At 59.6% G+C, this 25,293-nt stretch carries 24 protein-coding genes, 3 tRNA genes and 3 rRNA genes; 4 read left to right on the top strand and 26 right to left on the bottom strand.

The features are described 5' to 3' along the window. The first annotated feature begins 121 nt into the window (after positions 1 to 121). Positions 122 to 1,402: an MFS transporter gene (locus LDZ21_RS01850; protein WP_035970198.1), complete on the top strand. Its 1,281-nt coding sequence runs from the start codon at positions 122 to 124 to the stop codon at positions 1,400 to 1,402. Between the two features lie 9 nt (positions 1,403 to 1,411). After that, positions 1,412 to 2,953 (top strand): D-arabinonate dehydratase, encoded by a 1,542-nt coding sequence (locus tag LDZ21_RS01845; protein WP_244793929.1) that lies wholly within the window; start codon positions 1,412 to 1,414, stop codon positions 2,951 to 2,953. A gap of 320 nt (positions 2,954 to 3,273) precedes the next feature. Here the strand turns inward: LDZ21_RS01845 and LDZ21_RS01840 are convergent, their stop codons facing one another. The 13 genes from LDZ21_RS01840 to LDZ21_RS01780 all read right to left on the bottom strand — a co-directional run bounded on the left by LDZ21_RS01840 (position 3,274) and on the right by LDZ21_RS01780 (position 15,770). After that, positions 3,274 to 4,908 carry an NAD(P)/FAD-dependent oxidoreductase gene (locus tag LDZ21_RS01840; RefSeq protein ID WP_244793928.1) on the bottom strand — a complete coding sequence of 545 codons (1,635 nt, stop codon included), beginning with the start codon at positions 4,906 to 4,908 and terminating at the stop codon, positions 3,274 to 3,276. A 153-nt stretch (positions 4,909 to 5,061) separates the two neighbouring features. Continuing rightward, a 5S ribosomal RNA gene (gene rrf / locus LDZ21_RS01835) occupies positions 5,062 to 5,175 on the bottom strand. Positions 5,176 to 5,315: 140 nt separating this feature from the next. Then, positions 5,316 to 8,198, bottom strand: a 23S ribosomal RNA gene (locus LDZ21_RS01830). Between the two features lie 280 nt (positions 8,199 to 8,478). Continuing rightward, positions 8,479 to 8,554 (bottom strand) — tRNA-Ala (locus LDZ21_RS01825). Positions 8,555 to 8,587: 33 nt separating this feature from the next. Then, positions 8,588 to 8,664 (bottom strand) — tRNA-Ile (locus tag LDZ21_RS01820). A gap of 61 nt (positions 8,665 to 8,725) precedes the next feature. Then, positions 8,726 to 10,257: ribosomal RNA gene (locus tag LDZ21_RS01815) — 16S ribosomal RNA — on the bottom strand. Together the 16S, 23S and 5S rRNA genes with 3 tRNA genes alongside form the textbook arrangement of a ribosomal RNA operon. 414 nt (positions 10,258 to 10,671) lie before the next feature. Further along, a tRNA-Thr gene (locus LDZ21_RS01810) sits at positions 10,672 to 10,747 on the bottom strand. Between the two features lie 18 nt (positions 10,748 to 10,765). Next, on the bottom strand, positions 10,766 to 11,257 hold the full coding sequence (locus tag LDZ21_RS01805; protein WP_244793927.1) for a ClpXP protease specificity-enhancing factor: 492 nt from the start codon (positions 11,255 to 11,257) through the stop codon (positions 10,766 to 10,768). 62 nt (positions 11,258 to 11,319) lie between these two features. Further along, complete coding sequence (locus LDZ21_RS01800; RefSeq protein ID WP_008344155.1) at positions 11,320 to 11,931, bottom strand: glutathione S-transferase N-terminal domain-containing protein; 612 nt, start codon at positions 11,929 to 11,931, stop codon at positions 11,320 to 11,322. Positions 11,932 to 12,025: 94 nt separating this feature from the next. Continuing rightward, complete coding sequence (locus tag LDZ21_RS01795) at positions 12,026 to 12,781, bottom strand: cytochrome c1 (protein ID WP_244793926.1); 756 nt, start codon at positions 12,779 to 12,781, stop codon at positions 12,026 to 12,028. Between the two features lie 22 nt (positions 12,782 to 12,803). Then, the gene (locus tag LDZ21_RS01790; RefSeq protein WP_244793925.1) at positions 12,804 to 14,186 is read right to left on the bottom strand and encodes a cytochrome b; all 1,383 of its coding nucleotides are present in this window, start codon (positions 14,184 to 14,186) and stop codon (positions 12,804 to 12,806) included. Continuing rightward, a complete protein-coding gene (gene petA, locus LDZ21_RS01785) occupies positions 14,187 to 14,807 on the bottom strand; it encodes a ubiquinol-cytochrome c reductase iron-sulfur subunit (protein ID WP_244793924.1) in 621 nt (206 codons plus the stop codon). 216 nt (positions 14,808 to 15,023) lie between these two features. Next, on the bottom strand, positions 15,024 to 15,770 hold the full coding sequence (locus tag LDZ21_RS01780; protein WP_244793923.1) for a Nif3-like dinuclear metal center hexameric protein: 747 nt from the start codon (positions 15,768 to 15,770) through the stop codon (positions 15,024 to 15,026). Between the two features lie 20 nt (positions 15,771 to 15,790). On the opposite strand from LDZ21_RS01780, the gene LDZ21_RS01775 reads away from it, so the two are divergent. Next, positions 15,791 to 17,008 (top strand): S1C family serine protease, encoded by a 1,218-nt coding sequence (locus LDZ21_RS01775; RefSeq protein WP_035967702.1) that lies wholly within the window; start codon positions 15,791 to 15,793, stop codon positions 17,006 to 17,008. Positions 17,009 to 17,126: 118 nt separating this feature from the next. Here the strand turns inward: LDZ21_RS01775 and tatC are convergent, their stop codons facing one another. Genes tatC through tatA form a run of 3 tightly spaced genes read right to left on the bottom strand, consistent with a single transcriptional unit; the run spans position 17,127 to position 18,748 of the window. Beyond that, positions 17,127 to 17,903, bottom strand: coding sequence for a twin-arginine translocase subunit TatC (gene tatC / locus LDZ21_RS01770; RefSeq protein WP_035967700.1), 777 nt, complete (start codon positions 17,901 to 17,903; stop codon positions 17,127 to 17,129). A 44-nt stretch (positions 17,904 to 17,947) separates the two neighbouring features. Continuing rightward, positions 17,948 to 18,478: a Sec-independent protein translocase protein TatB gene (gene tatB / locus LDZ21_RS01765; RefSeq protein ID WP_035967697.1), complete on the bottom strand. Its 531-nt coding sequence runs from the start codon at positions 18,476 to 18,478 to the stop codon at positions 17,948 to 17,950. Positions 18,479 to 18,514: 36 nt separating this feature from the next. Then, positions 18,515 to 18,748 carry a Sec-independent protein translocase subunit TatA gene (gene tatA / locus LDZ21_RS01760; RefSeq protein WP_244793922.1) on the bottom strand — a complete coding sequence of 78 codons (234 nt, stop codon included), beginning with the start codon at positions 18,746 to 18,748 and terminating at the stop codon, positions 18,515 to 18,517. A gap of 2 nt (positions 18,749 to 18,750) precedes the next feature. Here tatA and LDZ21_RS31145 point away from each other — a divergent pair, with 2 nt between their 5' ends. Next, positions 18,751 to 18,876 carry a hypothetical protein gene (locus LDZ21_RS31145; RefSeq protein ID WP_280519416.1) on the top strand — a complete coding sequence of 42 codons (126 nt, stop codon included), beginning with the start codon at positions 18,751 to 18,753 and terminating at the stop codon, positions 18,874 to 18,876. A gap of 27 nt (positions 18,877 to 18,903) precedes the next feature. On the opposite strand, the gene LDZ21_RS01755 is transcribed toward LDZ21_RS31145, so the two are convergent. From LDZ21_RS01755 to hisC, 10 genes are all read right to left on the bottom strand, one after another. Beyond that, positions 18,904 to 19,266 carry a histidine triad nucleotide-binding protein gene (locus LDZ21_RS01755; RefSeq protein ID WP_035967695.1) on the bottom strand — a complete coding sequence of 121 codons (363 nt, stop codon included), beginning with the start codon at positions 19,264 to 19,266 and terminating at the stop codon, positions 18,904 to 18,906. Positions 19,267 to 19,300: 34 nt separating this feature from the next. Further along, positions 19,301 to 19,693, bottom strand: coding sequence for a DUF4870 family protein (locus LDZ21_RS01750; protein ID WP_244793921.1), 393 nt, complete (start codon positions 19,691 to 19,693; stop codon positions 19,301 to 19,303). A gap of 43 nt (positions 19,694 to 19,736) precedes the next feature. After that, positions 19,737 to 20,105 carry a phosphoribosyl-ATP diphosphatase gene (locus tag LDZ21_RS01745; RefSeq protein WP_035967691.1) on the bottom strand — a complete coding sequence of 123 codons (369 nt, stop codon included), beginning with the start codon at positions 20,103 to 20,105 and terminating at the stop codon, positions 19,737 to 19,739. Beyond that, positions 20,102 to 20,506, bottom strand: coding sequence for a phosphoribosyl-AMP cyclohydrolase (gene hisI / locus LDZ21_RS01740; RefSeq protein WP_035967690.1), 405 nt, complete (start codon positions 20,504 to 20,506; stop codon positions 20,102 to 20,104). The genes LDZ21_RS01745 and hisI overlap by 4 nt, the downstream gene beginning before the upstream one ends. Positions 20,507 to 20,508: 2 nt before the next feature. Continuing rightward, entirely contained in the window at positions 20,509 to 21,282 is a 774-nt protein-coding gene (gene hisF, locus LDZ21_RS01735) for an imidazole glycerol phosphate synthase subunit HisF (protein ID WP_035967688.1), read from the bottom strand. Positions 21,283 to 21,375: 93 nt separating this feature from the next. After that, positions 21,376 to 22,128 carry a 1-(5-phosphoribosyl)-5-[(5-phosphoribosylamino)methylideneamino]imidazole-4-carboxamide isomerase gene (hisA, locus tag LDZ21_RS01730; protein WP_244793920.1) on the bottom strand — a complete coding sequence of 251 codons (753 nt, stop codon included), beginning with the start codon at positions 22,126 to 22,128 and terminating at the stop codon, positions 21,376 to 21,378. 128 nt (positions 22,129 to 22,256) lie between these two features. After that, complete coding sequence (gene hisH, locus LDZ21_RS01725; protein WP_244793919.1) at positions 22,257 to 22,898, bottom strand: imidazole glycerol phosphate synthase subunit HisH; 642 nt, start codon at positions 22,896 to 22,898, stop codon at positions 22,257 to 22,259. After that, positions 22,895 to 23,515, bottom strand: a complete 621-nt coding sequence (locus LDZ21_RS01720; RefSeq protein ID WP_244793918.1) for a YchE family NAAT transporter — start codon at positions 23,513 to 23,515, stop codon at positions 22,895 to 22,897. The genes hisH and LDZ21_RS01720 overlap by 4 nt, the downstream gene beginning before the upstream one ends. A gap of 54 nt (positions 23,516 to 23,569) precedes the next feature. Beyond that, positions 23,570 to 24,157: an imidazoleglycerol-phosphate dehydratase HisB gene (gene hisB, locus LDZ21_RS01715; RefSeq protein WP_035967682.1), complete on the bottom strand. Its 588-nt coding sequence runs from the start codon at positions 24,155 to 24,157 to the stop codon at positions 23,570 to 23,572. A gap of 16 nt (positions 24,158 to 24,173) precedes the next feature. Next, positions 24,174 to 25,250, bottom strand: a complete 1,077-nt coding sequence (gene hisC / locus LDZ21_RS01710; RefSeq protein WP_244793917.1) for a histidinol-phosphate transaminase — start codon at positions 25,248 to 25,250, stop codon at positions 24,174 to 24,176. Positions 25,251 to 25,293 lie beyond the last annotated feature (43 nt).

The following is a 25,293-nucleotide window of genomic DNA, read 5'->3' as shown; positions in this document are numbered from 1 at the left end:
CGAACCCGCCCGAGAAAGCGGAACGTGCCCGACAGATTCCTTTTTCCAATCACGGCCCCACCGCGCCAAAAGCGCGCAAGGGCCATATGAACGAAGTGCCGCTTCACTGAGGAGACGAACGATGCGGAAGATGCGTTGGGTAGTGATATTTTTGGCCTTTCTGGCCATTGCGATTAATTACATCGACCGGGCGAACCTAGCGGTCGCCGCGCCGCAGATCGAGAAGGCGCTCAACATCGGCCCGGCGGAAATGGGCTTCATCCTGAGCGGCTTCTTCTGGAGCTACGCGCTGATGCAGATGCCGTTTGGCTGGTTCGTCGATCGCGTCGGCGCGCGCATCGCGTTGCCGCTGGCGGTCGGCTGGTGGTCCGTGTTCACGGCGCTCACCGCCGTCGCGACGAGCGTCACCGGCATGTTCGGCTGCCGCCTGATGCTCGGCATCGGTGAGGCGGGCGCGTATCCCTCGTGCGCGAAACTGGTGTCGCAATGGTTCACCAAGGCCCAGCGCGCGTTCGCCACGAGTATTTTCGATAGCGGCTCGCGCGTCGGCTCCGCACTGTCCATTCCGGTCGTCGCGCTAATCATCAGCTCGTTCGGCTGGGAAGCGTCGTTCGTCATCACCGGCGCAATCGGCTTCGTGTGGATTCTTGGCTGGTTCCTGATCTATCGCAACAAGTCGAAGGGCGATCTGACCGGCGAAGTCGATGTCGATCCGGTGCCCGTCGCGCCGAAGAACAAGGTGTCGTGGGGCTCGCTGTTCAAGTACCGCACGCTGTGGGGCATGATGCTCGGCTTCTTCTGCCTCAACTTCGTGATTTACTTCTTCATCACGTGGTTCCCGAGCTATCTCGTTCAGGCGCACGGCTTCTCGCTGAAATCGCTCGGCACGCTCGGCACGATTCCGGCGCTTATGTCCATTCCCGGCGGCTGGCTCGGCGGCTGGGTGTCGGACTCGCTCTTCAAGCGCGGCTGGAGCCTCACCGCCGCACGCAAGACCTGCATGGTCGGCGGCATGCTGCTCTCCTCGGTCATCACGCTCTGCGCGTTCACTGAGAACACGTATCTGATGCTCGCGTTCTTCGGCATCGCCTACGGTTCGCTGGCTTTCGCGGCTGCAAGCATCTGGTCGCTGCCGAGCGACGTCGCCCCGACGCCGGATCACGTCGCTTCGATCGGCGGGATTCAGAACTTCGCGTCGAACCTGGCGGGCATCGTCATCACGACGTTCACCGGCGTCATGCTGTCGATCACCAAGGGTTCGTTTGTCATTCCGCTGTGCGTGGCGGGCGGCTTCTGCTTTTTGGGCGCATTCAGCTATCTTGTGATTGTCGGCAAGATCGAGCCGCTCAACAAAGCCGAGCAGGACTCGCTGTCCGACAAGCGCGCACCGTCCACGATCTAAGAAACCATCATGTCCACCACATCCACCGACCATGCGGTCATCCGGCTGCACCCCAACGACGACGTCGTGATCGCGACGCGGCAACTCGTCTCCGGCGCGCGCATCGCGTCGGAGGATCTGGTTGTCGCGGGACTGATCCCGCCGGGCCACAAGATTGCGACGCGGGCGATTGCCGCCGGCGAGCCCGTCAAGCGCTACAACCAGATCATCGGTGTGGCGCGGGAGCCGATCGCACGCGGCCAGCACGTGCATACGCAGAATCTGTCGATGGCCGATTTCGCGCGGGAGCACGAATTCGGCGTCGACAAGCATCCGACGCCTGCCGTCGATACGCCCGCGACGTTCATGGGCATCCGGCGCGACGATGGCCGCGTGGCGACGCGCAACTTCATCGGCGTGCTGACGAGCGTGAACTGCTCGGCGACCGTCGCTCGAGCGATTGCGGACCACTTCCGGCGCGACGTGCATCCGGAAGAGCTCGCGGAGTTTCCAAACGTCGACGGCGTGATCGCGCTGACGCATGGCCTCGGATGCGGCATCGACATGCAGGGCGAAGGGCTGGGTATTCTGCGGCGCACGCTGGCCGGGTATGCGGTGCATCCGAATTTTCATTCGGTGCTCTTCGTCGGACTGGGATGCGAGACGAATCAGATTGCCGGCGTGCTCGAATCGAGCGGTCTCAAGGACGGAGAACGGCTGCGCAGCTTCACGATTCAGGACAGCGGCGGAACGAAGAAGACCATCGAACACGGCATCGCGATAGTCAAGGAGATGCTCGCGGACGCGAATCGTGTGCAGCGTGAGCCGGTGCCGGCATCGCACTTGATCGTCGGATTGCAGTGCGGCGGATCGGATGGCTATTCGGGCATTTCGGCAAACCCCGCGTTGGGCGCAGCCGTCGACAAGCTCGTCAGTCATGGCGGCACGGCCATTCTTTCGGAGACGCCGGAAGTGTACGGGGCGGAACATCTGCTGACGCGGCGCGCAGTCAGCCGCGAAGTCGGCGAAAAGCTGCTCGCGCGCATCAAGTGGTGGGAGGAGTACTGCGCCCGCAACGGCGCGGCAATGGACAACAATCCGTCGGCGGGCAACAAGGTCGGCGGACTCACGACCATTCTCGAAAAGTCGCTGGGCGCGGTCGCCAAGGGCGGCACGACGAATCTGGTCGAGGTCTACGAGTACGCGGAACGCATCCACGCGAAGGGCTTCGTCTTCATGGATTCGCCCGGCTACGACCCGATGTCCGCGACCGGGCAGGTGGCGTCGGGTGCGAACCTTATCTGCTTCACGACCGGACGCGGCTCGGCTTATGGCTGCGCGCCGTCCCCTTCACTGAAGCTGGCGACGAACACCGCGTTGTGGGAGCGTCAGGAAGAGGACATGGACATCAACTGCGGCGGTGTGATTGACGGCACCGCGACCATCGACGAACTCGGCGAGCAGATTTTTCAGATGATGCTGGATTGCGCGTCGGGCGTTGCGTCGAAGAGCGAGTTGAATGGCTACGGGCAGAGCGAGTTCGTGCCGTGGCAAGTGGGCGTGGTGACCTGATTGGCCGGTTCGCTGCGTTGAAGGGATGTCGGCGTCGCATCGGATCGCGGGTTAAGGCGGGCGATGCGGCGGCTATATCCTTTCGATTCGCTGGCTAAAGCGCGCGGTTCGTTCCTCCGCTTTCCGCAATGGCCTGCCACAGATGTGCGTACGCATTCGATCGCGCGGCGGCACCGTGGCGTTGATTGGCGCCGGGGAAAGCGTCAGTCGCCGGCTCCGATTCTGTTCTTTGCACGTTTTCTAACGTGCGTTTGCGACCTGTTTGAAGCACTCGTTCGGCAGTGCGGTGGCGCCCCAACGTCCTCGAACGGCGTACTCCCTCAGACGGTCGCCGAATCTTCCGCCATCATCTTGAGCGCTACAGCTTCGGCAACTTCGATGCCGTCGATCGCCGCCGAATAAATCCCGCCAGCGTAGCCCGCCCCCTCACCCGCCGGATACAGCCCATCGACATTGACGCTCTGATAGTCATCCTTGCGCCGCACGCGTATCGGCGATGATGTCCGCGTTTCGACGCCCGTCAGCACAGCGTCGTGCATCGCGAAGCCAGGAATCTTCTTGTCGAGTTCCGGCAACGCCTCGCGAATCGCTTCGATCACGTAGTCGGGCAGTGCAGTGCTGAGGTCGGTCGGCTTGACGCCCGGCTTGTACGACGGCATGACGGAGCCCAGCGACGCCGATGCACGCCCTGCGATGAAGTCGCCGACCAGTTGTCCTGGCGCGCTGTAATCACCGCCGCCAAGCTCGAACGCGCGCTCTTCCCACTTTCGTTGGAACGCGATGCCGGCCAGCGGGCCGCCGGGGAAATCCTCTGGCGTGATGCCAACGACGATGCCCGCGTTCGCATTCCGCTCGGCTCGCGAATACTGGCTCATGCCGTTCGTGACGACGCGCCCTGGCTCCGACGCAGCGGCCACGACCGTTCCGCCCGGGCACATGCAGAAGCTATAGACCGCCCGTCCGTTACTGCAGTGGTGGACCACCTTGTAGTCTGCCGCGCCAAGGCGTTCGTGACCGGCAAATTTGCCGAAACGCGCCCTGTCGATCACGCCCTGCGGATGCTCGATGCGAAACCCAAGCGAGAACGGCTTGGCTTCCATGTAGACGCCGCGGCTGTGCAGCATCTCGAAGGTATCGCGTGCGCTGTGTCCGACGGCCAGCACGACATGATCGCAGCGCAGAACTTCGCCGGTCGACAGACGCAGGCCGCGCACCTTTCCATTGTCGATATCGATATCTTCGACGCGTTGCTGGAACCGCACTTCGCCGCCAAGCTGGTGAATGGTCGCGCGCATCTTCTCGACCATGCTCACAAGCCGGAACGTGCCGATGTGCGGCCGGCTCAGATAGAGGATATCGTCCGGCGCGCCGGCTTTGACGAACTCGTCGAGCACCTTCCGACCGTAATGCTTTGGGTCCTTGATCTGGCTATAGAGCTTGCCGTCCGAGAACGTGCCTGCCCCGCCCTCGCCGAACTGCACATTCGACTCGGGATTGAGTTCGTTTCGTCGCCAAAGGCCCCACGTGTCTTTCGTCCGTTCGCGCACAGCCTTTCCGCGCTCGAGGATGACGGGCCGAAAGCCCATTTGCGCCAGAATCAGCCCAGCGAAGAGTCCGCACGGCCCCATCCCGATCACGACGGGACGAAGCATGTTCGAGCGTTCAGGTGCTCTCGCCACGAAGCGGTAAGCCATGTCCGGCGTAACGCCGCAATGCGGATGCGGATGGCTCTTCAAGCGCTGCAGAGCAGACGCCTCGTCTTGCAAAGTGACATCGATGATGTACGTGAGCTTGATATCGCTCCGCTTGCGGGCATCGTGTGCGCGACGGAAGACTTGGAAACTCACGAGTTCATCGGCCGAGACACCGATTTCCGCAAGACGCGCCACGACGGCCGGCTCGATGGCCGACTCAGGATGATCGAGCGGGAGCTTGATTTCGCTTAAACGTAGCATTAGGACTCGATGGCAACGGCCGTTCGGATTACGAAGGGGAATTTTAGCGCGCAGTCATCGCGCGCTGATATCGCGGAAATCTGCGAAAGATGCGTGATTGAAACGCAAAAACCCCACCTTTGCGGGGTGGGGTTTTTGTTTTTAGCATGAGGAGCCTGACGATTACCTACTTTCACACGGGCAATCCGCACTATCATCGGCGTGGAGTCGTTTCACGGTCCTGTTCGGGATGGGAAGGGGTGGTACCGACTCGCTATGGTCATCAGGCATGACTTGTTGTTGCGCGCCTTGTGGGGCGCACAACCAATCTGGGAAGAAGCAGTAATGAATTCGGGTGGTGACTGTGGCACAGTCGCTTACTCAACCAGCGGTGCATCCCCTGCGGGGATCGGAAACACACTGGTTATAGGATCAAGCCTTACGGGCAATTAGTATCAGTTAGCTCAATGCATTACTGCACTTACACACCTGACCTATCAACGTCCTGGTCTGGAACGACCCTTCAAGGGGCTCGAAGCCCCGGGGATATCTCATCTTAAGGCGAGTTTCCCGCTTAGATGCTTTCAGCGGTTATCTCTTCCGAACATAGCTACCCGGCGATGCCACTGGCGTGACAACCGGTACACCAGAGGTTCGTCCACTCCGGTCCTCTCGTACTAGGAGCAGCCCCCTTCAAATATCCAACGCCCACGGCAGATAGGGACCAAACTGTCTCACGACGTTTTAAACCCAGCTCACGTACCTCTTTAAATGGCGAACAGCCATACCCTTGGGACCGGCTACAGCCCCAGGATGAGATGAGCCGACATCGAGGTGCCAAACACCGCCGTCGATATGAACTCTTGGGCGGTATCAGCCTGTTATCCCCAGAGTACCTTTTATCCGTTGAGCGATGGCCCTTCCATACAGAACCACCGGATCACTATGACCTGCTTTCGCACCTGCTCGACTTGTCGGTCTCGCAGTTAAGCACGCTTATGCCATTGCACTATCAGCACGATTTCCGACCGTACCTAGCGTACCTTCGTACTCCTCCGTTACACTTTGGGAGGAGACCGCCCCAGTCAAACTGCCTACCATGCACTGTCCCCGATCCGGATCACGGACCAAGGTTAGAACCTCAAACAAACCAGGGTGGTATTTCAAGGACGGCTCCACGGAAACTGGCGTTCCCGCTTCATAGCCTCCCACCTATCCTACACAGATCGGTTCAAAGTCCAATGCAAAGCTACAGTAAAGGTTCATGGGGTCTTTCCGTCTAGCCGCGGGGAGATTGCATCATCACAAACACTTCAACTTCGCTGAGTCTCGGGAGGAGACAGTGTGGCCATCGTTACGCCATTCGTGCAGGTCGGAACTTACCCGACAAGGAATTTCGCTACCTTAGGACCGTTATAGTTACGGCCGCCGTTTACCGGGACTTCAATCAAGAGCTTGCACCCCATCATTTAATCTTCCGGCACCGGGCAGGCGTCACACCCTATACGTCCACTTTCGTGTTTGCAGAGTGCTGTGTTTTTATTAAACAGTCGCAGCCACCAGTTTATTGCAACCTCTTCACCCTCCTGGCGCAGGCCAGTCAAGCTACAGAGGCGTACCTTATCCCGAAGTTACGGTACCAATTTGCCGAGTTCCTTCTCCCGAGTTCTCTCAAGCGCCTTAGAATACTCATCTCGCCCACCTGTGTCGGTTTGCGGTACGGTCACTATTAGACTGAAGCTTAGAGGCTTTTCTTGGAACCACTTCCAATTGCTTCGCTTCCGAAGAAGCTCGCGCCACGCCCTTGAATTACGCACCCGGATTTGCCTAAGTGCCTTCTCCAACGCAGCGACCGGGACTTCCAACACCCGGACAACCTTCCGCGATCCGTCCCCCCATCGCATCTAACAATGGTGCAGGAATATTGACCTGCTTCCCATCAGCTACGCATTTCTGCCTCGCCTTAGGGGCCGACTCACCCTACGCCGATGAACGTTGCGTAGGAAACCTTGGGCTTACGGCGAGGGGGCTTTTCACCCCCTTTATCGCTACTCATGTCAGCATTCGCACTTCCGATACCTCCAGCACGCTTTTCAACGCACCTTCGCAGGCTTACGGAACGCTCTCCTACCACACGTACTTGCGTACGTATCCGCAGCTTCGGTGACTGGCTTGAGCCCCGTTACATCTTCCGCGCAGGACGACTCGATCAGTGAGCTATTACGCTTTCTTTAAAGGGTGGCTGCTTCTAAGCCAACCTCCTGACTGTTTTAGCCTTCCCACTTCGTTTCCCACTTAGCCAATCTTTGGGACCTTAGCTGGCGGTCTGGGTTGTTTCCCTCTTGACACCGGACGTTAGCACCCGATGTCTGTCTCCCGTGATTGCACTCTTCGGTATTCGGAGTTTGCTATGGCGTAGTAATCCGCAATGGACCCCACAACCATGACAGTGCTCTACCCCCGAAGGTGATACACGAGGCACTACCTAAATAGTTTTCGGAGAGAACCAGCTATTTCCAAGTTTGTTTAGCCTTTCACCCCTATCCACAGCTCATCCCCTAACTTTTCAACGTTAGTGGGTTCGGTCCTCCAGTACGTGTTACCGCACCTTCAACCTGGCCATGGATAGATCACTTGGTTTCGGGTCTACGCCCAGCAACTGATCGCCCTATTCGGACTCGCTTTCGCTACGCCTGCCTTAATCAGTTAAGCTCGCTACTGAACGTAAGTCGCTGACCCATTATACAAAAGGTACGCCGTCACCCCTTGCGAGGCTCCGACTGTTTGTATGCATGCGGTTTCAGGATCTATTTCACTCCCCTCCCGGGGTTCTTTTCGCCTTTCCCTCACGGTACTGGTTCACTATCGGTCGATCACGAGTATTTAGCCTTGGAGGATGGTCCCCCCATCTTCAGACAGGATTTCACGTGTCCCGCCCTACTTGTCGTACCCCTAGTTCTTCCACGCTGCTTTCGCTTACAGGGCTATCACCTGCTATGGCCGCACTTTCCAGAGCGTTCAGCTAACAATGCAGATAAAGAGTACAGGCTCTTCCCATTTCGCTCGCCACTACTTTGGGAATCTCGGTTGATTTCTTTTCCTGCGGTTACTTAGATGTTTCAGTTCACCGCGTTCGCTTCTCGTGACCTATGTATTCAGTCACGGATGACCCATACGGGCCGGGTTTCCCCATTCGGACATCTCCGGATCAAAGCTTGTTTGCCAGCTCCCCGGAGCTTTTCGCAGGCTACCGCGTCCTTCATCGCCTGTGATCGCCAAGGCATCCACCACATGCACTTGTTCGCTTGACCCTATAACGAGTGTGTCTCTCTCGAGCGCACCCGCCATAGGCTGAGTATTCGCGTTGTGCCGTATTCCAAGTCATCATTAAGATCACTTTTCATACTTGATACAATCACTACCCTGAGTACCTACTCACGCCCATCTCTAAGCGCTTTCGCTACTCTCTTTACTACTTCTTCCAGATTGTTAAAGAACGTTTAGCCGACAAGCGTAATTCACTACTTGCGACATCAACTGGCTATAGTCGCCAATGCGCAGCACTCATCCGAGCGCTGTGCATTGAGGACTTGGTGGAGGATGACGGGATCGAACCGACGACCCCCTGCTTGCAAAGCAGGTGCTCTCCCAGCTGAGCTAATCCCCCGTGTGCAGGGCCTGTTCAACCCGTCTCGACCGTTGGTGGGTCTGGTTGGATTCGAACCAACGACCCCCGCCTTATCAAGACGGTGCTCTAACCGACTGAGCTACAGACCCTTAGCCTGTCTTTCTGACAGCCGATAAGCGTGAGCGCTTAACTTAGTGTGCGAAGCTCGAGAAAGGAGGTGATCCAGCCGCACCTTCCGATACGGCTACCTTGTTACGACTTCACCCCAGTCATGAATCCCACCGTGGTAAGCGCCCTCCTTGCGGTTAGGCTACCTACTTCTGGTGAAACCCACTCCCATGGTGTGACGGGCGGTGTGTACAAGACCCGGGAACGTATTCACCGCGGCATGCTGATCCGCGATTACTAGCGATTCCAGCTTCACGCAGTCGAGTTGCAGACTGCGATCCGGACTACGATCGGTTTTCTGGGATTGGCTCCACCTCGCGGCTTGGCAACCCTCTGTTCCGACCATTGTATGACGTGTGAAGCCCTACCCATAAGGGCCATGAGGACTTGACGTCATCCCCACCTTCCTCCGGTTTGTCACCGGCAGTCTCCTTAGAGTGCTCTTGCGTAGCAACTAAGGACAAGGGTTGCGCTCGTTGCGGGACTTAACCCAACATCTCACGACACGAGCTGACGACAGCCATGCAGCACCTGTGCGCCGGTTCTCTTTCGAGCACTCCCGCCTCTCAGCAGGATTCCGACCATGTCAAGGGTAGGTAAGGTTTTTCGCGTTGCATCGAATTAATCCACATCATCCACCGCTTGTGCGGGTCCCCGTCAATTCCTTTGAGTTTTAATCTTGCGACCGTACTCCCCAGGCGGTCAACTTCACGCGTTAGCTACGTTACTAAGGAAATGAATCCCCAACAACTAGTTGACATCGTTTAGGGCGTGGACTACCAGGGTATCTAATCCTGTTTGCTCCCCACGCTTTCGTGCATGAGCGTCAGTGTTGGCCCAGGGGGCTGCCTTCGCCATCGGTATTCCTCCACATCTCTACGCATTTCACTGCTACACGTGGAATTCTACCCCCCTCTGCCACACTCAAAGCCTGCCAGTCACCAATGCAGTTCCCAGGTTAAGCCCGGGGATTTCACATCGGTCTTAACAGACCGCCTGCGCACGCTTTACGCCCAGTAATTCCGATTAACGCTCGCACCCTACGTATTACCGCGGCTGCTGGCACGTAGTTAGCCGGTGCTTATTCTTCCGGTACCGTCATCCTCCATCCATATTAGGGACGAAGTTTTCTTTCCGGACAAAAGTGCTTTACAACCCGAAGGCCTTCTTCACACACGCGGCATTGCTGGATCAGGGTTGCCCCCATTGTCCAAAATTCCCCACTGCTGCCTCCCGTAGGAGTCTGGGCCGTGTCTCAGTCCCAGTGTGGCTGGTCGTCCTCTCAGACCAGCTACAGATCGTCGCCTTGGTAGGCCTTTACCCCACCAACTAGCTAATCTGCCATCGGCCGCCCCTATAGCGCGAGGTCCGAAGATCCCCCGCTTTCCTCCGTAGATCGTATGCGGTATTAATCCGGCTTTCGCCGGGCTATCCCCCACTACAGGACACGTTCCGATGTATTACTCACCCGTTCGCCACTCGCCACCAGGGTTGCCCCCGTGCTGCCGTTCGACTTGCATGTGTAAGGCATGCCGCCAGCGTTCAATCTGAGCCAGGATCAAACTCTTCAGTTCAAACCTGTTACTGTTTTTCGGTTCCGTTAGAAACCGGTCGCTCACTCAACGTACTGACGATGATTGTTCATCCTAAGATGAAAAACCTTCCTCTTAATACTTCGTGTGAGACTCTTGATACTTTTGCTATTGCCCCAGTCCGAAGACCGAAGCCGCACTCGCTATCAAGCGCCCACACTTATCGGCTGTTAGTTTTTAAAGAACATTTTCGCTAAGACCGTCTTGTTTCGTCTTGCGTCGCTGCATCAGCAGCAGAGAAACGAGATTATGAACATCGCTTCGAAGTCTGTCAACAAGTTTTTGAAGCACCTTATCGACTCGCCTTTCGGCACCTCTTCCAAGACCCGCATCACACGTGATTCGCAGAAATCAAACGGGTCGCGCAAACATCGCACGACCCGCCGATATGCTTCTTGGTGCCGGCTGCAGGACTCGAACCCGCCACCTGATGATTACAAATCAACTGCTCTACCAGATGAGCTAAGCCGGCGAAGGACGAGATTCTACTTCATTTGACGACTTTGAGGTGCGATCTCGCGGGAGATTTTGCGTCGTCGTCCGCGGAGCCCAGAGTCGGCTCATCGCTATCCAACGCACCCTCAGCTTCCGATCGCTCCTCGGCCATCGACTCGGCCGGGCGCGCCTCGCGTTCGGTCGGTCGCGCAGGCTCCACTGCAGGGTGCTGCGATGGCTCGACTGGGAACGCCATGCCCTGCCCATTCTCGCGCGCGTAGATTGCGAGCACGTTCGCGACCTGGACCTCGATCTTGTGCGACTTGCCCGAGAATCGCGCGCTGAACTCGATCCATTCGTTACCCATCTGCAACTGGCTCGTCGCCTCGAAGCTGATGTTCAACACGATCTCGTCATTGCGCACGAACTGACGCGGCACGCGCGTCGCTCCATCGACCCGAACGGCGATATGCGGAGTAAAACCGTTATCCGTGCACCACTCGTAGAGGGCGCGCAGCAGATAAGGCTTGGTGGAGATTTCTTGCATCAACTTTCCTCTGCCGGAGCACGGCCGTGCAAACCCACGCCGCCGCGCTCCGCTCTCGCAAACTATCGACGCATCACCTTTTCGGAAGGCGTCAGCGCTTCAATATAGGCCGGACGGCTGAAGATCCGCTCGGCGTACTTCATCAACGGCGCAGCATTCTTCGACAACTCGATGCCATAGTGATCCAGACGCCACAGCAGCGGAGCGATCGCCACGTCCAGCATCGAGAACTCTTCGCCCAGCATGTACTTGTTCTTCAGGAAGATCGGGGCGAGCTGGGTGAGGCGATCGCGGATCGCGCTGCGCGCCTTCTCGTGGTTCTTTTCCGCAGCCTTGCCCTTTTCGTTCTCGAGCGTGCCTACATGCACGAACAACTCTTTCTCGAAGTTCAGCAGGAACAGGCGCGCACGCGCACGCTGCACCGGGTCTGCCGGCATGAGCTGCGGATGCGGGAACCGCTCGTCGATATATTCGTTGATGATATTCGACTCGTACAGGATCAGGTCACGCTCGACGAGGATCGGCACCTGCCCGTAAGGGTTCATCACCGCGATGTCTTCCGGCTTGTTGAACAGATCGACGTCGCGGATCTCAAAATCCATGCCCTTTTCGAACAACACCAGCCGGCAGCGCTGGGAGAACGGGCAAGTTGTGCCGGAATACAGAACCATCATGTTTTTAAAGTCCCTTCAGTAAACTCGAAGGGCCGGCCGAGGCGGCTTCCTTGCGGAAGCGCCGTCGCACCGACCCACGCCGTCGATTGGCGTGCTATTTAATATCTCTCCAGTATGCCGCGTTCAGACGCCATGCGAGGAAGCTGAGGAGCGCCAGGAACAGCAGAACCCAGACGCCGAGACGTTTGCGGGTTTGCTGGGCGGGTTCGGACATCCACGAAAGGTACGACACGAGATCGGCCACAGCTGAATCATAATCCACGTTCGACAAGGCACCAGGCGTCACCTGAGTGTAACCCACGAATCTTTTTACCTTTTCGCCGGTTCTTTCGTCCGTTTCCGTCGTGAACCGCGCGTCGCGGATGCCTTGCAGCGTCCACAGCACATGGGGCATGCCGACGTTCTCGTACACGCGATTGTTCCAGCCGGTCGGCCGCGTCGGATCGCGGTAGAAGCTGCGCATGTACGTGTAGAGCCAGTCCCGTCCACGCGCCCTCGCCTCCACCGACAGATCCGGCGGCGATGCGCCAAACCACGCTTTCGCGTCGTCCGGGCGCATCGCGATGCTCATCGTGTTGCCGATCTTGTCCGTCGTGAACAGCAGATTGTCCTGAATCTCTTTCTGGCTGATGCCGAGATCGGTCAGCCGGTTGTAGCGCATCAACGTCGCACTGTGACAATTCAGGCAATAGTTTACAAACATTTGGGCGCCGTGCTGCAACGACGCAAGATTGTCGGCGTTATTCGGAGCGCGGTCGAGCACCGCTTCCTCTTCCGCGTGGGCCGGCGCGCCGCCGAATGAGAACATCGCGGCGGCGATCATCGCCATCATAGAGAGCCATTTTTTCATCGCGTAGTCTCCGGACGTGAGCTCAGTGCTGTTTGTAGTTCACGCGCTCGGGCGGCGTCTTGAATCTGCCGCGCGGCGTCCAGAAAGGCATGCCCAGGAAAAACGCGAAGTAAATAAGTGCGCAAATTTGAGCGATGAGCGTCCCTGCCGGCGATGGCGGCCTCGTCCCCAGAAAGCCCAGCACGAGAAATGCGATCACGAAGATGGCGTACAGAACCTTATGAAACATCGGCCGGTAGCGGATCGACTTCACCGGACTGCGATCGAGCCAGGGCAAGAAAAACAGCGAAATGACCGCGGTGCCCATCACCACCACGCCCCAGAATTTCGACTCGGTCAACGCCATGAACACGATCACGACGAGCGCCAGCACCGGCAGCGCGATACGCCACTTGCCGCGCGCTCGCAGCAACGCAAGCACACCAAGCAGCGCAATCACGATCATCAGAACGATCTTGAACGGATCGGTGGTCGCGCGGAGCATCGCGTAAAACGCGGTGAAGTACCAGACAGGCGCGATCTCCGGCGGCGTTTGCAGCGGATTCGCCGGCACGAAGTTATTTGCTTCGAGGAAGTAGCCGCCCATTTCCGGCGCGAAAAAGATAATCGCCGCGAAGATGAGCAGAAAGACGCACACACCGAAGAAGTCGTGAACCGAATAGTATGGATGGAACGGAATGCCGTCGAGCGGAATGCCATTCGCATCCTTCTTCGCCTTGATTTCGATGCCGTCGGGATTATTCGATCCGACTTCATGCAGGGCGACCAGATGCGCAACGACGAGTCCGATCAGCACGAGCGGAATCGCAATCACGTGAAACGCGAAGAAGCGATTCAGCGTGACGTCCGATACCACGTAATCCCCGCGAATCCACAACGACAAATCCGGACCGATGAAGGGAATCGCGGAAAAGAGATTCACGATGACCTGCGCGCCCCAAAACGACATTTGCCCCCACGGCAACAAATAGCCGAAAAAGGCCTCTGCCATCAGACACAGGAAAATAGCGCAGCCGAAGATCCAGACCAGTTCACGCGGCTTCCTGTATGAGCCGTAAATCAGGCTGCGGAACATGTGCAGATAAACGACGACGAAAAACATCGACGCGCCGGTCGAATGCATATACCGGATGAGCCAGCCCCACGGCACCTCGCGCATGATGTATTCGACCGATGCGAAAGCGAGCGTCGCATCCGGCTTGTAATTCATGACGAGAAAAATGCCCGTCACGATCTGAATAACGAGCACGAGCAATGCAAGCGAGCCGAAGAAATACCAGAAATTGAAGTTTTTCGGCGCGTAGTATTCGGAGACGTGCTTTTTCCAGCTCGCGGTTAGCGGAAACCGGCGGTCGATCCAGCCCGTCAAGCCCGTCGTTTCGACATCCTTGTCTGCGGTCGCCATTTAAGCCTCTCCCTTTTCGTCCTTGCCGATCACGAGTTGCGTCGCCGATGTGAACATGTATGGAGGCACGTCCAGATTCTGCGGCGCTGGCTTGTTCTTGAAGACGCGGCCCGCCAGGTCATAAGTCGAGCCGTGGCATGGGCACAAAAAACCGCCCGGCCAGTTATCGGGGAGATTGGGTTGAGGCCCCTCGGTAAATCGCGGCGTCGGCGTGCAACCAAGGTGCGTACACACGGCGACGGTCACGAGAATGTTCTTGTGATCGGCGCGCGATCGATATTCGTTGTTGCAGTACTCTGGTAACGGCATCGAGAATTCCATCTTGGAATTCGGGTCCGCTACTTCGCTGTCAGCCTTTTTGATGTCAGCCAGCATTTCTTCGGTGCGATTGACGATCCACACCGGCCGGCCGCGCCACGCGACCGTCATCATTTCGCCAGGCTTCAGTCCGCTGATATCGACCTCGACGGGCGCGCCCGCCGCCTTCGCCTTTTCCGATGGTGCAAACGAACTGACGAAAGGCACTACGGTTGCCACACCTCCGAAACCACCTGCTACGGTCGTCGCAATCAGCCAGGTACGGCGGCCGCCGTCGACGCGGTTATCGTCCTTGTCTCGCATCACACGCCCCACTTCTGAGTTGGATTTATACCGTCACATCAGTGTTCCGCCGCTAGTGTGCGCGAATGGAGTTGCCATTTACAAGGCCCGCGCAGTAAAAATCACTCGAACTAACCGGGCCTTCCGGGTTTTCCCCACGTTTTCGCGCGTTCTAGTAAAGCAATGTTTTAAGCCAGACGCAGCCGCTCCGTGAACCAAACAATCGGCGACACGCCATTAAACCGGATTATCGATATCAATGAACAAGTGCTCGATATCAAATTCCTCCGACAGATGCGCGCCGAGCGCTTGCACGCCGTATCGCTCGGTCGCGTGATGCCCCGCTGCGATGTACGCGACGCCGGATTCCGCCGCGATATGCATCGTCTGCTCCGAGACCTCACCGCTCACGTAGACATCCGCGCCCGCCTCGACGGCCTGCTCGAAATAGCCTTGCGCGCCGCCGGTGCACCACGCCACGCGCCGCAACTCCCGGTCGGAATCGCCGAAGACGAGCGGCTTGCGGCCCAGCGCATTTTCCACCGTCGCTGTGAAGTGCTCGAGGGAAAGCGGCATCGTGAGCGGCGCGATCCAGCCGAGATCCTGATCGGCAAACCGTCCATCCGCGATCAGCCCGAACCGCGCGCCAAGCTGCGCGTTGTTGCCGAGTTCCGGATGCGAATCCAGCGGAAGATGGTACGCGAACAGATTCATGTCGTTGGCGATCAACGTGCGCAAGCGCCGATGCTTCCGTCCTGTAATCTGCGGCGCTTCGTTACGCCAGAAATAGCCGTGATGGACCAGCACCGTGTCCGCGCCCCAGTCCAGCGCGGCTTCGATGAATGCAAGCGAAGCCGTCACGCCGGTCGCGATTTTCTGAACGCGGCGAGTGCCTTCCACCTGTAGGCCGTTCGGGCAATAGTCCTTGAAGCGGCCGATTTCCAGCAGATTGTTCAGATACAATTCGAGTTCGATCCGATCCATGAAATCCTCTATCCCTTCAAATGCTTAGACGCTTCTGGCTGTTTTTTGCCCAAGCGGTCACCGTGCTTTTGGCTCTGATGTTTATCATCGCGACCCTGAAACCGCAGTGGCTTCAACGTCAGGGCCAGTTTGGCAAGCAACTCGCCGAGCCGATCGTCGCGTTACAGGAAGTGGCGCCGAGCATCGGTTCGCGCCCGCTTCAGTCTTCATATGCCGAGGGCGCGCAGAAGGCGATGCCCGCGGTCGTCAACGTGTTCTCCAGCAAGGACGGCAGCCTGCCGCCGGGCGCGCGTTCGAAGGACCCGCTGTTCCGCTACTTCTTCGGCGACAAGAACCGGCGCAAGAGCGACGAGCCGCCTGCGTCGAATCTGGGCTCGGGCGTCATCGTCAGCTCGGAAGGCTACATTCTAACGAACCAGCATGTCGTGGACGGTGCGGACCAGATCGAAGTCGCGCTGGCGGACGGCCGCACGTCGAGCGCGAAAGTGATCGGCGTCGATCCGGAGACCGATCTCGCGGTGCTGAAGATCAACATGACCAATCTGCCGACCATCACGCTCGGCCGGATGGATCAGGCGCACGTCGGCGACGTGGTGCTGGCGATCGGCAACCCGTTCGGCGTCGGTCAAACGGTGACCATGGGCATCGTCAGCGCGCTTGGCCGCAATCACCTCGGCATCAACACGTTCGAGAATTTCATCCAGACCGACGCGGCCATCAATCCCGGTAATTCGGGCGGTGCACTCGTCGATGTGGAAGGCAACCTGCTCGGCATCAACACCGCAATCTACTCGCGAAGCGGCGGCTCGCTCGGCATCGGCTTCGCCATCCCCGTTTCGACCGCGCGCAGCGTGCTGGAAAGCATCATCACGACGGGCACGGTCACGCGCGGATGGATCGGCGTCGAGCCGCAGGACGTCACGCCGGAGATTGCCGAGTCGTTCGGGCTCGACCAGAAATCGGGCGCGATCGTCGCGGGCGTACTGCAAGGCGGGCCGGCGGACCGCGCGGGCATCAAGCCGGGCGATATCCTCGTCAGCATCAACGAGGACACGATTACCGATACCACGCGCCTGCTTAACGTCGTCGCGCAGATCAAGCCGGGCACGGCGGTGAAGGTTCACCTGATGCGCAAGAACAAGGAAATGGACGTCAGCGTGACCATCGGCAAGCGGCCCGCACAGCCGCGCGCCCCGCAAATGCCCGATGAGGAGCAAGGGGATCAGGGCGACGAATAAGGCGTCGGTGGCTGGAAGCCAAAAAGGCAGCTCCGTAGAACGGAAGCTGCCTTTTTTTGTCTGTGCGACCGCGATCGAGAAACCGGCAACCGCGACAATCTGCCGCACCACGCTCAACTTATTCCGCCGCCGCTTCCTCGCTTTTGACCGCTTCCTTGCCGACCACGAACCTCGCCGCAATGATCCCCGCCTCATACAGAATGACGAGCGGGATCGCGAGAATCAGTTGGGAGAATACGTCCGGCGGCGTCACCACGGCCGAGATGACGAACGCGCCGACGATCACGTAAGGCCGAATCTGCTTCAGCTTCGGAATCGACACCACGCCCATGCGCGCCAGCAACACGACGACGATCGGCACCTCGAACGTCACGCCGAACGCGATGAACATCGTCAGCACGAAGCTCAGGTAATTGTCGATATCCGTTGTCATTTCCGCGCCCAGCGGCGCGTTGTAATGCGCCATCACGCGGAAAATGGTCGGAAACACAATGAAATAGGCGAAGGCCATGCCGCACAGAAAGAGCGTATAGCTGCTGAAAACGAGCGGCCCGACGAGCTTCTTCTCATGTTGATACAGCCCCGGCGCGACAAACGCCCAGATCTGATACAGCACGATCGGCAGCGCGATGACAAACGCCACGAGCATCGTCACCTTCATCGGCACGAAGAACGAGCCGGTCACGTCGGTGACGATCATCTTGCCGTCGCGCGGCAGGTTCTGCATCAGCGGCCGTGCAAGCAGCTTGAAGATATCGGGCGCCCAGTACACGAGCGAGATGAATACGACGATGACCGCCGCGCCCGCGCGGATGATGCGATCGCGCAGTTCGACCAGATGCGAAATGAACGTCTCTTCGACGGGCTCGTCTTTATTTTGTTGCGGGTCGCTCACGCCGGCCCTCGGTATGGGTCATCGATGGAAGGAATGCGGCCGTATCAGAAGAATTTCGTCGGACGGCGCAGGGTGGCGGGCGTGTGCCGCGCGACACGCGCCGCGCCCGACTGCACACGCGTGCGGCGCGCGGTCGTGCGCTTGTACCAGTTCGGAACCGCGCTCTGCTTGACGCGCCAGTTCTTGCGCTTGGCAGGCGTTGACGTAGCGGCGGGCCATTGCTCGCCGGAACCGCCATCGTCCGCACCCGACGATTCCCCGCCGCCCGCGATGCTGCTTGAAACCGATGTCCCCTGATTCCACGCGTCGTTCAGTTCCGACTCGTGGCGTTTCAGGTTGTCGTGAATCGTCGTCTCGACATTCGACGCCGCCGTCTCGAACTGCGTGCGCATCTTCTTGAGCTCATCGAGCTCCATCTCGCGCGCCACCTCCGACTTCACGTCGTTGATGTACCGCTGCGCGCGGCCGAAGAGCGCGCCAGCCGTGCGCGCCACGCCGGGCAAACGCTCCGGCCCGAGCACCACCAGCGCGACGACGCCGATGAGCGCCATTTTGGTCAGACCGAGATCGAGCATTGACGAGGAAGTGAGTGGTTGCGGTCAGCGGCCCGATTAACGGTAGTCGCCGGAACGGGTCTTGTCCTTCGCTTCCACGTCGACTGCGCCGTTGCGCGGCAGTTCGCGCTGTTCCGGCGAGGCGGGGTTATCGCCTTCGCGCATGCCTTCCTTGAAGCCCTTCACCGCGCCGCCCAGATCGCCGCCGATATTGCGCAGTTTCTTCGTCCCGAAGACGAGCGCCACGATCAGCAACACGATCAACCAATGCCAAATGCTCAACGAACCCATGAATGAAAACTCTCCTTAGTTCGACCGAAAAGCCATTTCCGCGACGGATGCCTGACTTTGCGGCCCTGGCCGAAGCGGTGGCGCTTCAGCTCACGAATATCGATTTTCCGCGCCCAATATTGCCTTGAACAGCCGACACGCCGATGAAAGCCGTGTCAGCCCATCCGCCGCCAAGGGCGCTCCCCGGCCAAAAGATGCGCATGAATGTGATACACCTCCTGCCCGCCGCCCGGCCCGGTGTTGATGACCGTGCGGAAACCGGTGTCGCCCCCTGTGTAGGAAACGCCCAGGTCTTTTGCCAAACGGCCAACGAGATGCACCATTCTACCAAGCAACGGAGCATCGCTTTCGGAGCAGTCCGAAAGTGTTTCAATATGCTTGCGGGGGATGACCAGCACGTGAACCGGCGCGGCCGGGTTGATGTCGTTGAAGGCGACGAACTCGTCGTCCTCGTAGACCTTCGTGCTCGGGATCTGCCCGGCGGCAATCTTGCAGAAGATGCAGTTGTCTTGGCTCATGAGTATCCAATGCCCGGAGAACCGGCGTTGCCGATCAAAACCACGCGCGCGGCTCGATCGCTTTGTTTTCGTATAGAAACAGCCAGCCCTTGATGACGCGATAAAGGGTCCAGATACCGACCGCAAACAAGATAACGAAGCCGATGCCGACGAACAGCAACGCTACGCCAATGACATGCCCGAGCACCGCCCACCAGAACGTGCGTATCTGCCACGTGAAATGAGCCTCGTACGGCGTGCCGACGGTGTCGCCGCGCTTCAGGTAATTGATGATGATGGCGACGAGCACGGTCAAGCCGCCCGTCAGCCAATAGAGCGCGTAAAGCGCGTAGACGATATGCGTCAGCGTGCGCAGCCGGCGCAGGCGGTCCGCTTCGCCGGGGTCCGTGAATACGGTCGGCGGATACGGCTGATCGGGCGTTCTCATGCTTGCCTCCAACGCGTGCGCGAGAATGTGAGCGAAACTCTCGTCAGCCGCCGTTCTGTTCGCGCTCGCGCGATTTGCGCAGCGCCTTTTCCTCGATGCCCGACAAACCTTCGCGCCGCTCAAGTTCGGCGACGACGTCGGCCGGGCTCAGGTCGAAATGCGACAGCATCACGAGACAGTGGAACCACAAATCGGCGACTTCGCCGACGAGCGCACGCGGAGCGCCGCCGTGGCGCGCGTCCTTTGCGGCGAGCACGACTTCCGTCGCTTCCTCGCCGATTTTCTTCAGGATCGCGTCGTCACCTTTATGAAAGAGTCGCGAAACGTAGGATTGTTCCGGATCTCCGCCCTTGCGGCTGTCGATTACCGCGGCGAGGCGCAGCAGCGTGTCCAGCGTGTTGGCTTGCGTCATTTATAGATGCTTTCTGGGTCTTTCAGGACCGGCTCGACGGCGATCCACTCGCCGTTGTCAGCCGTTCCTTCGAATTTCTGGAAGAAACAGGAGTGGCGGCCCGTGTGGCAGGCGATGCCCGAAACCTGCTCGACTTTGAGCAGCACGACGTCCTCGTCGCAATCCAGGCGAACGTCATGGACGTGTTGTACGTGCCCCGATTCCTCGCCCTTGAACCACAACCGCTGACGCGAGCGCGAAAAATACACGGCGCGCTTCAGTTCGATGGTCTTCGCAAGCGCCTCGCGATTCATCCACGCGAACATCAGGACGTCGTTCGTCGACGCCTCCTGCGCGATGACCGGGACGAGGCCGTTGGCGTCCCACTTCACCTTGTCGAGCCAGCTGGCTTGATCGGTCACGTTCAGATCCTCACCGAAATACCCTGGTCGGCCATGAAGCGCTTCGCTTCCCCGACCGTGTGCTCGCCGTAGTGGAAGATGCTCGCCGCGAGCACCGCGTCGGCGCGACCATCGACGATGCCGTCCGCCAAATGCTGCAAGTTGCCGACGCCGCCCGAAGCGATCACGGGCACCGGCACGGCATCCGAGACGGCGCGTGTCAGCGCGAGGTCGAAGCCGGCCTTCGTGCCATCGCGATCCATGCTCGTCAGCAGGATTTCGCCCGCGCCGAGTTCAGCCATCTTGCGCGCCCATTCGATCGCGTCGATGCCCGTGGCCTTGCGGCCGCCGTGCGTGAACACTTCCCAGCGCGCCGGCTCGCCTTCCGCCGATACGCGCTTCGCGTCGATCGCGACGACGATGCACTGCGAACCGTGCTTGTCCGACGCATCGCGCACGAGTTGCGGATTCGCGACCGCCGACGAATTCATGCTGATCTTGTCCGCGCCCGCGTTGAGCAGCCGGCGGACGTCTTCGACCGCGCGCACGCCGCCGCCGACCGTCAACGGAATGAAGACCTGGGACGCGACCGCTTCGATGATCGGCAGAATGAGATCGCGTTGATCGGACGTCGCGGTGATGTCGAGGAACGTGAGTTCGTCGGCGCCCTGATCGTCATAGCGCCGCGCAATTTCGACGGGATCGCCCGCGTCGCGCAGTTCGACGAAGTTGACTCCTTTGACGACGCGGCCAGCGGTCACGTCGAGACAAGGGATGATGCGTTTTGCGAGAGCCATGTTCTTGCCACTGCCGGTTCGATACAAGTGAGGGCGGCCTGCGCCGCCCGGCGCGCTACCAAGCAATTCGCGCGAGAGGCGAAGCAGCGGAATTCAAGCGTCGTCCGCTTCGCGCAGCGCGTCGGCGCGCGTCTGGGCGGCGTTGAAGTCAAGATCGCCGGAGTAGATCGCGCGGCCGCAGATCACGCCTTCGATGCCTTCGCTCTCGACTTCGCACAGCGACTCGATGTCCGCGATGCTCGACAGACCGCCGCTCGCGATAACCGGAATCTTGACCGCTTGCGCAAGCCGCACGGTGGCGTCGATGTTGATGCCCTGAAGCATGCCGTCGCGGCCGATATCGGTATAGATGATCGACTCGCAGCCGTAGTCCTCGAACTTGCGGCCGAGATCCACGACTTCGTGGCCGGTCAGCTTGCTCCAGCCGTCGGTGGCGACTTTGCCGTCTTTCGCGTCCAGCCCGACGATGATGTGCCCGGCGAACGCGGTGCACGCGTCCTGCAGAAAGCCCGGATTCTTCACCGCCGCCGTGCCGATGATCACGTACGAGAGACCATCGTCCAGATAGCGTTCGATCGTGTTCAGATCGCGAATGCCGCCGCCCAGTTGCACCGGGATCTCGCTGCCCACTTCTTCGATGATCGCGCGGATCGCGTCGCCGTTTCGCGGCTTGCCCGCGAATGCCCCGTTCAGATCGACGAGGTGCAGCCTGCGCGCCCCTTTGTCGACCCAATGCCGGGCCATCGCCGCCGGATTCTCCGAGAAAATGGTCGCCTGGTCCATATCGCCCTGCTTGAGGCGCACGCACTGACCGTCTTTAAGATCGATGGCCGGAATGAGCAGCATAGGTATCGCGTAGTGTCTGGGTGAAATTGATGAGAACGGCCGCCCGGGCCGTCTCGCTAGTGTAGTACAAGTCTTGCAGCATTCTGCCGGCGGCCGGCATACGTCGAACGGCTAACGTGCGGTGCGTCTCACGGATTCCAGTGCACGAAGTTCCGATACAGGCGCAGGCCCGCGTCCGCGCTTTTTTCAGGGTGAAACTGCGTTGCGAAAATGTTGTCGCGAGCGACCGCGGAGGTGAATGCGTCGCCATAGACGGTTTCGCCCGAAGTATGTGCGGGATTGTCGGGCACCACGTGATAGCTGTGCACGAAGTAGAAGAACGCGCCATCCGCAATGCCGTCCCATACCGGATGCGCCTGCATCTGATGCACGCGGTTCCAGCCCATTTGCGGCACCTTGAAGCGCGAGCCGTCGTCCTGCACGCGGCCTTCCAGATGGAAGCGCAGCACCTTGCCGGGGAAGAGCCCGAGGCCTTTGGTGTCGCCCTCCTCGCTCCAGTCGAAGAGCATTTGCTCGCCGACGCACACGCCGAGCATCGGCTTTTCGCGCGACGCCTGCATCACCGCTTCCTGCAACCCCGATTCGCCGAGATGCGCCATGCAGTCGCGCATCGCACCCTGACCGGGCAGCACGATGCGATCGGCCGCATGGATGGCTTGCGGCTGATCGACGATCGCCACGTCGGCGTCCGGCGCGGCCTTCTTCAGCGCCTGATACACCGAGCGCAGGTTGCCCATTCCGTAATCAACAATCGCAATCGAAGTTTTCATTTCAAAGTAGGCAACAGGGCCTTCAATCCGTCGACGATGAATTCCACCGCTAGCGCCGACAACATCAATCCCATGAGACGCGTGCCGATGTTGATGCCGGTGCGCCCGACCCAGCGCGCGATCGGCTCGGCGAGGTTCAGCGCGCCGAAGCACAGCGCCGCGATGATCGCGCCCAGCACGACGAGGCCGAAGCGGTCGTACCAGTGCTGCGCGTTCGCGGCGTAGACGATCACCGTGCTGATCGATCCCGGCCCGGTGAGCAGCGGAATCGCGAGCGGCACGACGGCGACGCTGTTGCGCTCCTCGGCTTCCATGCGCTCTTCCGGCGTCGAGCGCGCGTTGCCGATTTGCGCGTTCAACATGCTGATCGCCATCAGCAACATGATGATGCCGCCGCCGACTTCGAACGATCCGACCGAGATGCCGAAGAACGCGATGATCTGCTGCCCGAGCAGCGCGGTCACGGCGATCACGCAAAACACCGAAATGCACGCGACGCGGATGGTGTTGCGCTTCTCCACATCGGACTGCTGCGCGGTGAGACTGAGAAAAAACGGTATCGCGCCGATCGGGTTGATCAGCGCGAGCAAGGATATAAACGACTTGAAGAGATCCATCGCGGATGGCCAGCCGGGTTGTGCGCAGGATCGCGCCGAATCGGCATGCAGCTTTTAGAGACTGCCCTTGGTCGATGGAATCTGCCCCGCCGCGCGTTCGTCCAGTTCGACGGCCATGCGCAGCGCGCGGCCGAACGCCTTGAACACGGTCTCGACCTGATGATGCGCGTTGATGCCGCGCAGGTTGTCGATATGCAGCGTCACGCCGGCGTGGTTCACGAAGCCGCGGAAGAATTCAATCGTGAGATCGACGTCGAAATTGCCGATGCGAGCCCGCGTAAACGGCACGTTGAACTCGAGCCCCGGCCGCCCCGAAAAATCGATGACCACGCGCGAAAGCGCTTCGTCCAGCGGCACGTACGAGTGTCCGTAACGGCGGATCCCCTTGCGGTCGCCGATGGCCTTCGCCACCGCTTGCCCCAGCGTGATGCCCGTGTCCTCGACAGTGTGGTGATCGTCGATATGGAGGTCGCCATGCGCTTCGATTTCGAGGTCGAACAGCCCGTGACGGGCGATCTGATCGAGCATGTGATCGAGGAACGGCACGCCGGTAGCGAGCTTTTGCTTGCCGGCGCCGTCCAGATCGAGCTTCACACGGATCTGCGTTTCGCTGGTGTTGCGAACGACTTCCGCAATGCGCATGGTGTTTCCTTGAGGCTTAATCAAAAGTAGAGAGTTTCTTGAGCGCGGCGATCATCTGCGCGTTCTCGTCGGCGGTTCCGACCGTCAACCGCACGCAGTTTGAAAGCAACGGGTGCATTTTACCCACGTTTTTGATCAGAACCCGCGACGTAAGCAGCGTTTCGAACGCCAGCGCGGCGTCCGGCACGCGCACGAGCAGAAAGTTGCCCGCGCTCGGATAGACTGTCATGCCCGGTAGCGCGGCCACTTCACGGGCCAGTTGCGTGCGCTCTTCGCGCAGCGCGGCAGCCTGGGCGTCGAGCACGTCGAGATGATCGAGCAAAAAATCGGCGGTGGCTTGCGTCAGCACGTTGATGTTGTACGGCGGGCGCACCTTGTCGAACTGGTTGATCCACGCGGGACGGCCTGCCATGTAACCGAGGCGGATACCCGCCAGTCCGAGCTTCGATACCGTCCGCATCACGACGACGTTGTCGAACTCCGCCGCACGCGGCATCCACGTTTTCTCCGCGAACGGCTGGTACGCCTCGTCGATCACGACGAGACTCCTGCCCGCCGCCGCGATCACGCGTTCGATGTCGGCGTCGTCGTAAAGCGTGCCGGTCGGGTTGTTCGGATACGCCAGATAAATGAGCGCCGGCGCGTGCTCTTCGATGGTCGCGACGAGCGCGTCGGCATTGAGCGTGAAGTCGGCGTTGAGCGGCACGCCGACGAACTCCAGCCCCGCGAAAGCCGCCGACATCTGATACATCACGAAGCCCGGCACCGGTGCGACGACCTTCGCGCCCGGCTTCGCACATGCGATCGACATCAGGCTGATCAATTCGTCCGAGCCGTTGCCGAGCAGCACGTCGCAGGCGTCCGGCACGTGCATCGCGCGCTTGAGTTTCGCGATGAGGTCCGCCGGACGCGGCGCCGGATAGCGATTCAGCGCGACGCCCGCGAGATGCGCGCCGAGGCGCTCGGCGAGATCGGCTGGAAGCGTGTACGGATTTTCCATCGCGTCGAGCTTGATGAGACCCGTGGAATCGGGCACGGGGTAGCTCGTCATCGCGAGGATGTCGGGGCGAATGATGTCTTGTGGTGTCGTCATGGAGCCGCCGGCGGCTCTCAGTCCGCCTTGGTCAATGGGATCG

Source organism: Caballeronia grimmiae (genome assembly GCF_022879615.1).
In the GTDB taxonomy this organism is placed as follows: Bacteria; Pseudomonadota; Gammaproteobacteria; order Burkholderiales; family Burkholderiaceae; genus Caballeronia; species Caballeronia grimmiae.
This window is presented reverse-complemented; position numbering and strand designations above follow the sequence as displayed.

Coding starts and splice junctions, on each gene's coding strand:
- hisF (WP_035967688.1), bottom strand. CDS start 21,282: ATGGCTCTCGCAAAACGCATCATCCCTTGTCTCGACGTGACCGCTGGC.
- LDZ21_RS01795 (WP_244793926.1), bottom strand. CDS start 12,781: ATGAAAAAATGGCTCTCTATGATGGCGATGATCGCCGCCGCGATGTTC.
- hisB (WP_035967682.1), bottom strand. CDS start 24,157: ATGCGCATTGCGGAAGTCGTTCGCAACACCAGCGAAACGCAGATCCGT.
- hisC (WP_244793917.1), bottom strand. CDS start 25,250: ATGACGACACCACAAGACATCATTCGCCCCGACATCCTCGCGATGACG.
- LDZ21_RS01845 (WP_244793929.1), top strand. CDS start 1,412: ATGTCCACCACATCCACCGACCATGCGGTCATCCGGCTGCACCCCAAC.
- LDZ21_RS01750 (WP_244793921.1), bottom strand. CDS start 19,693: ATGAGAACGCCCGATCAGCCGTATCCGCCGACCGTATTCACGGACCCC.
- LDZ21_RS01755 (WP_035967695.1), bottom strand. CDS start 19,266: ATGAGCCAAGACAACTGCATCTTCTGCAAGATTGCCGCCGGGCAGATC.
- LDZ21_RS01850 (WP_035970198.1), top strand. CDS start 122: ATGCGGAAGATGCGTTGGGTAGTGATATTTTTGGCCTTTCTGGCCATT.
- hisA (WP_244793920.1), bottom strand. CDS start 22,128: ATGCTGCTCATTCCGGCCATCGATCTTAAAGACGGTCAGTGCGTGCGC.
- LDZ21_RS01805 (WP_244793927.1), bottom strand. CDS start 11,257: ATGCAAGAAATCTCCACCAAGCCTTATCTGCTGCGCGCCCTCTACGAG.
- LDZ21_RS01720 (WP_244793918.1), bottom strand. CDS start 23,515: ATGGATCTCTTCAAGTCGTTTATATCCTTGCTCGCGCTGATCAACCCG.
- LDZ21_RS01800 (WP_008344155.1), bottom strand. CDS start 11,931: ATGATGGTTCTGTATTCCGGCACAACTTGCCCGTTCTCCCAGCGCTGC.
- tatB (WP_035967697.1), bottom strand. CDS start 18,478: ATGCTCGATCTCGGTCTGACCAAAATGGCGCTCATCGGCGTCGTCGCG.
- LDZ21_RS01745 (WP_035967691.1), bottom strand. CDS start 20,105: ATGACGCAAGCCAACACGCTGGACACGCTGCTGCGCCTCGCCGCGGTA.
- LDZ21_RS01790 (WP_244793925.1), bottom strand. CDS start 14,186: ATGGCGACCGCAGACAAGGATGTCGAAACGACGGGCTTGACGGGCTGG.
- LDZ21_RS01840 (WP_244793928.1), bottom strand. CDS start 4,908: ATGCTACGTTTAAGCGAAATCAAGCTCCCGCTCGATCATCCTGAGTCG.
- hisH (WP_244793919.1), bottom strand. CDS start 22,898: ATGAAAACTTCGATTGCGATTGTTGATTACGGAATGGGCAACCTGCGC.
- LDZ21_RS01775 (WP_035967702.1), top strand. CDS start 15,791: ATGCTTAGACGCTTCTGGCTGTTTTTTGCCCAAGCGGTCACCGTGCTT.
- tatA (WP_244793922.1), bottom strand. CDS start 18,748: ATGGGTTCGTTGAGCATTTGGCATTGGTTGATCGTGTTGCTGATCGTG.
- LDZ21_RS01780 (WP_244793923.1), bottom strand. CDS start 15,770: ATGGATCGGATCGAACTCGAATTGTATCTGAACAATCTGCTGGAAATC.
- petA (WP_244793924.1), bottom strand. CDS start 14,807: ATGCGAGACAAGGACGATAACCGCGTCGACGGCGGCCGCCGTACCTGG.
- LDZ21_RS31145 (WP_280519416.1), top strand. CDS start 18,751: ATGAAAACTCTCCTTAGTTCGACCGAAAAGCCATTTCCGCGACGGATG.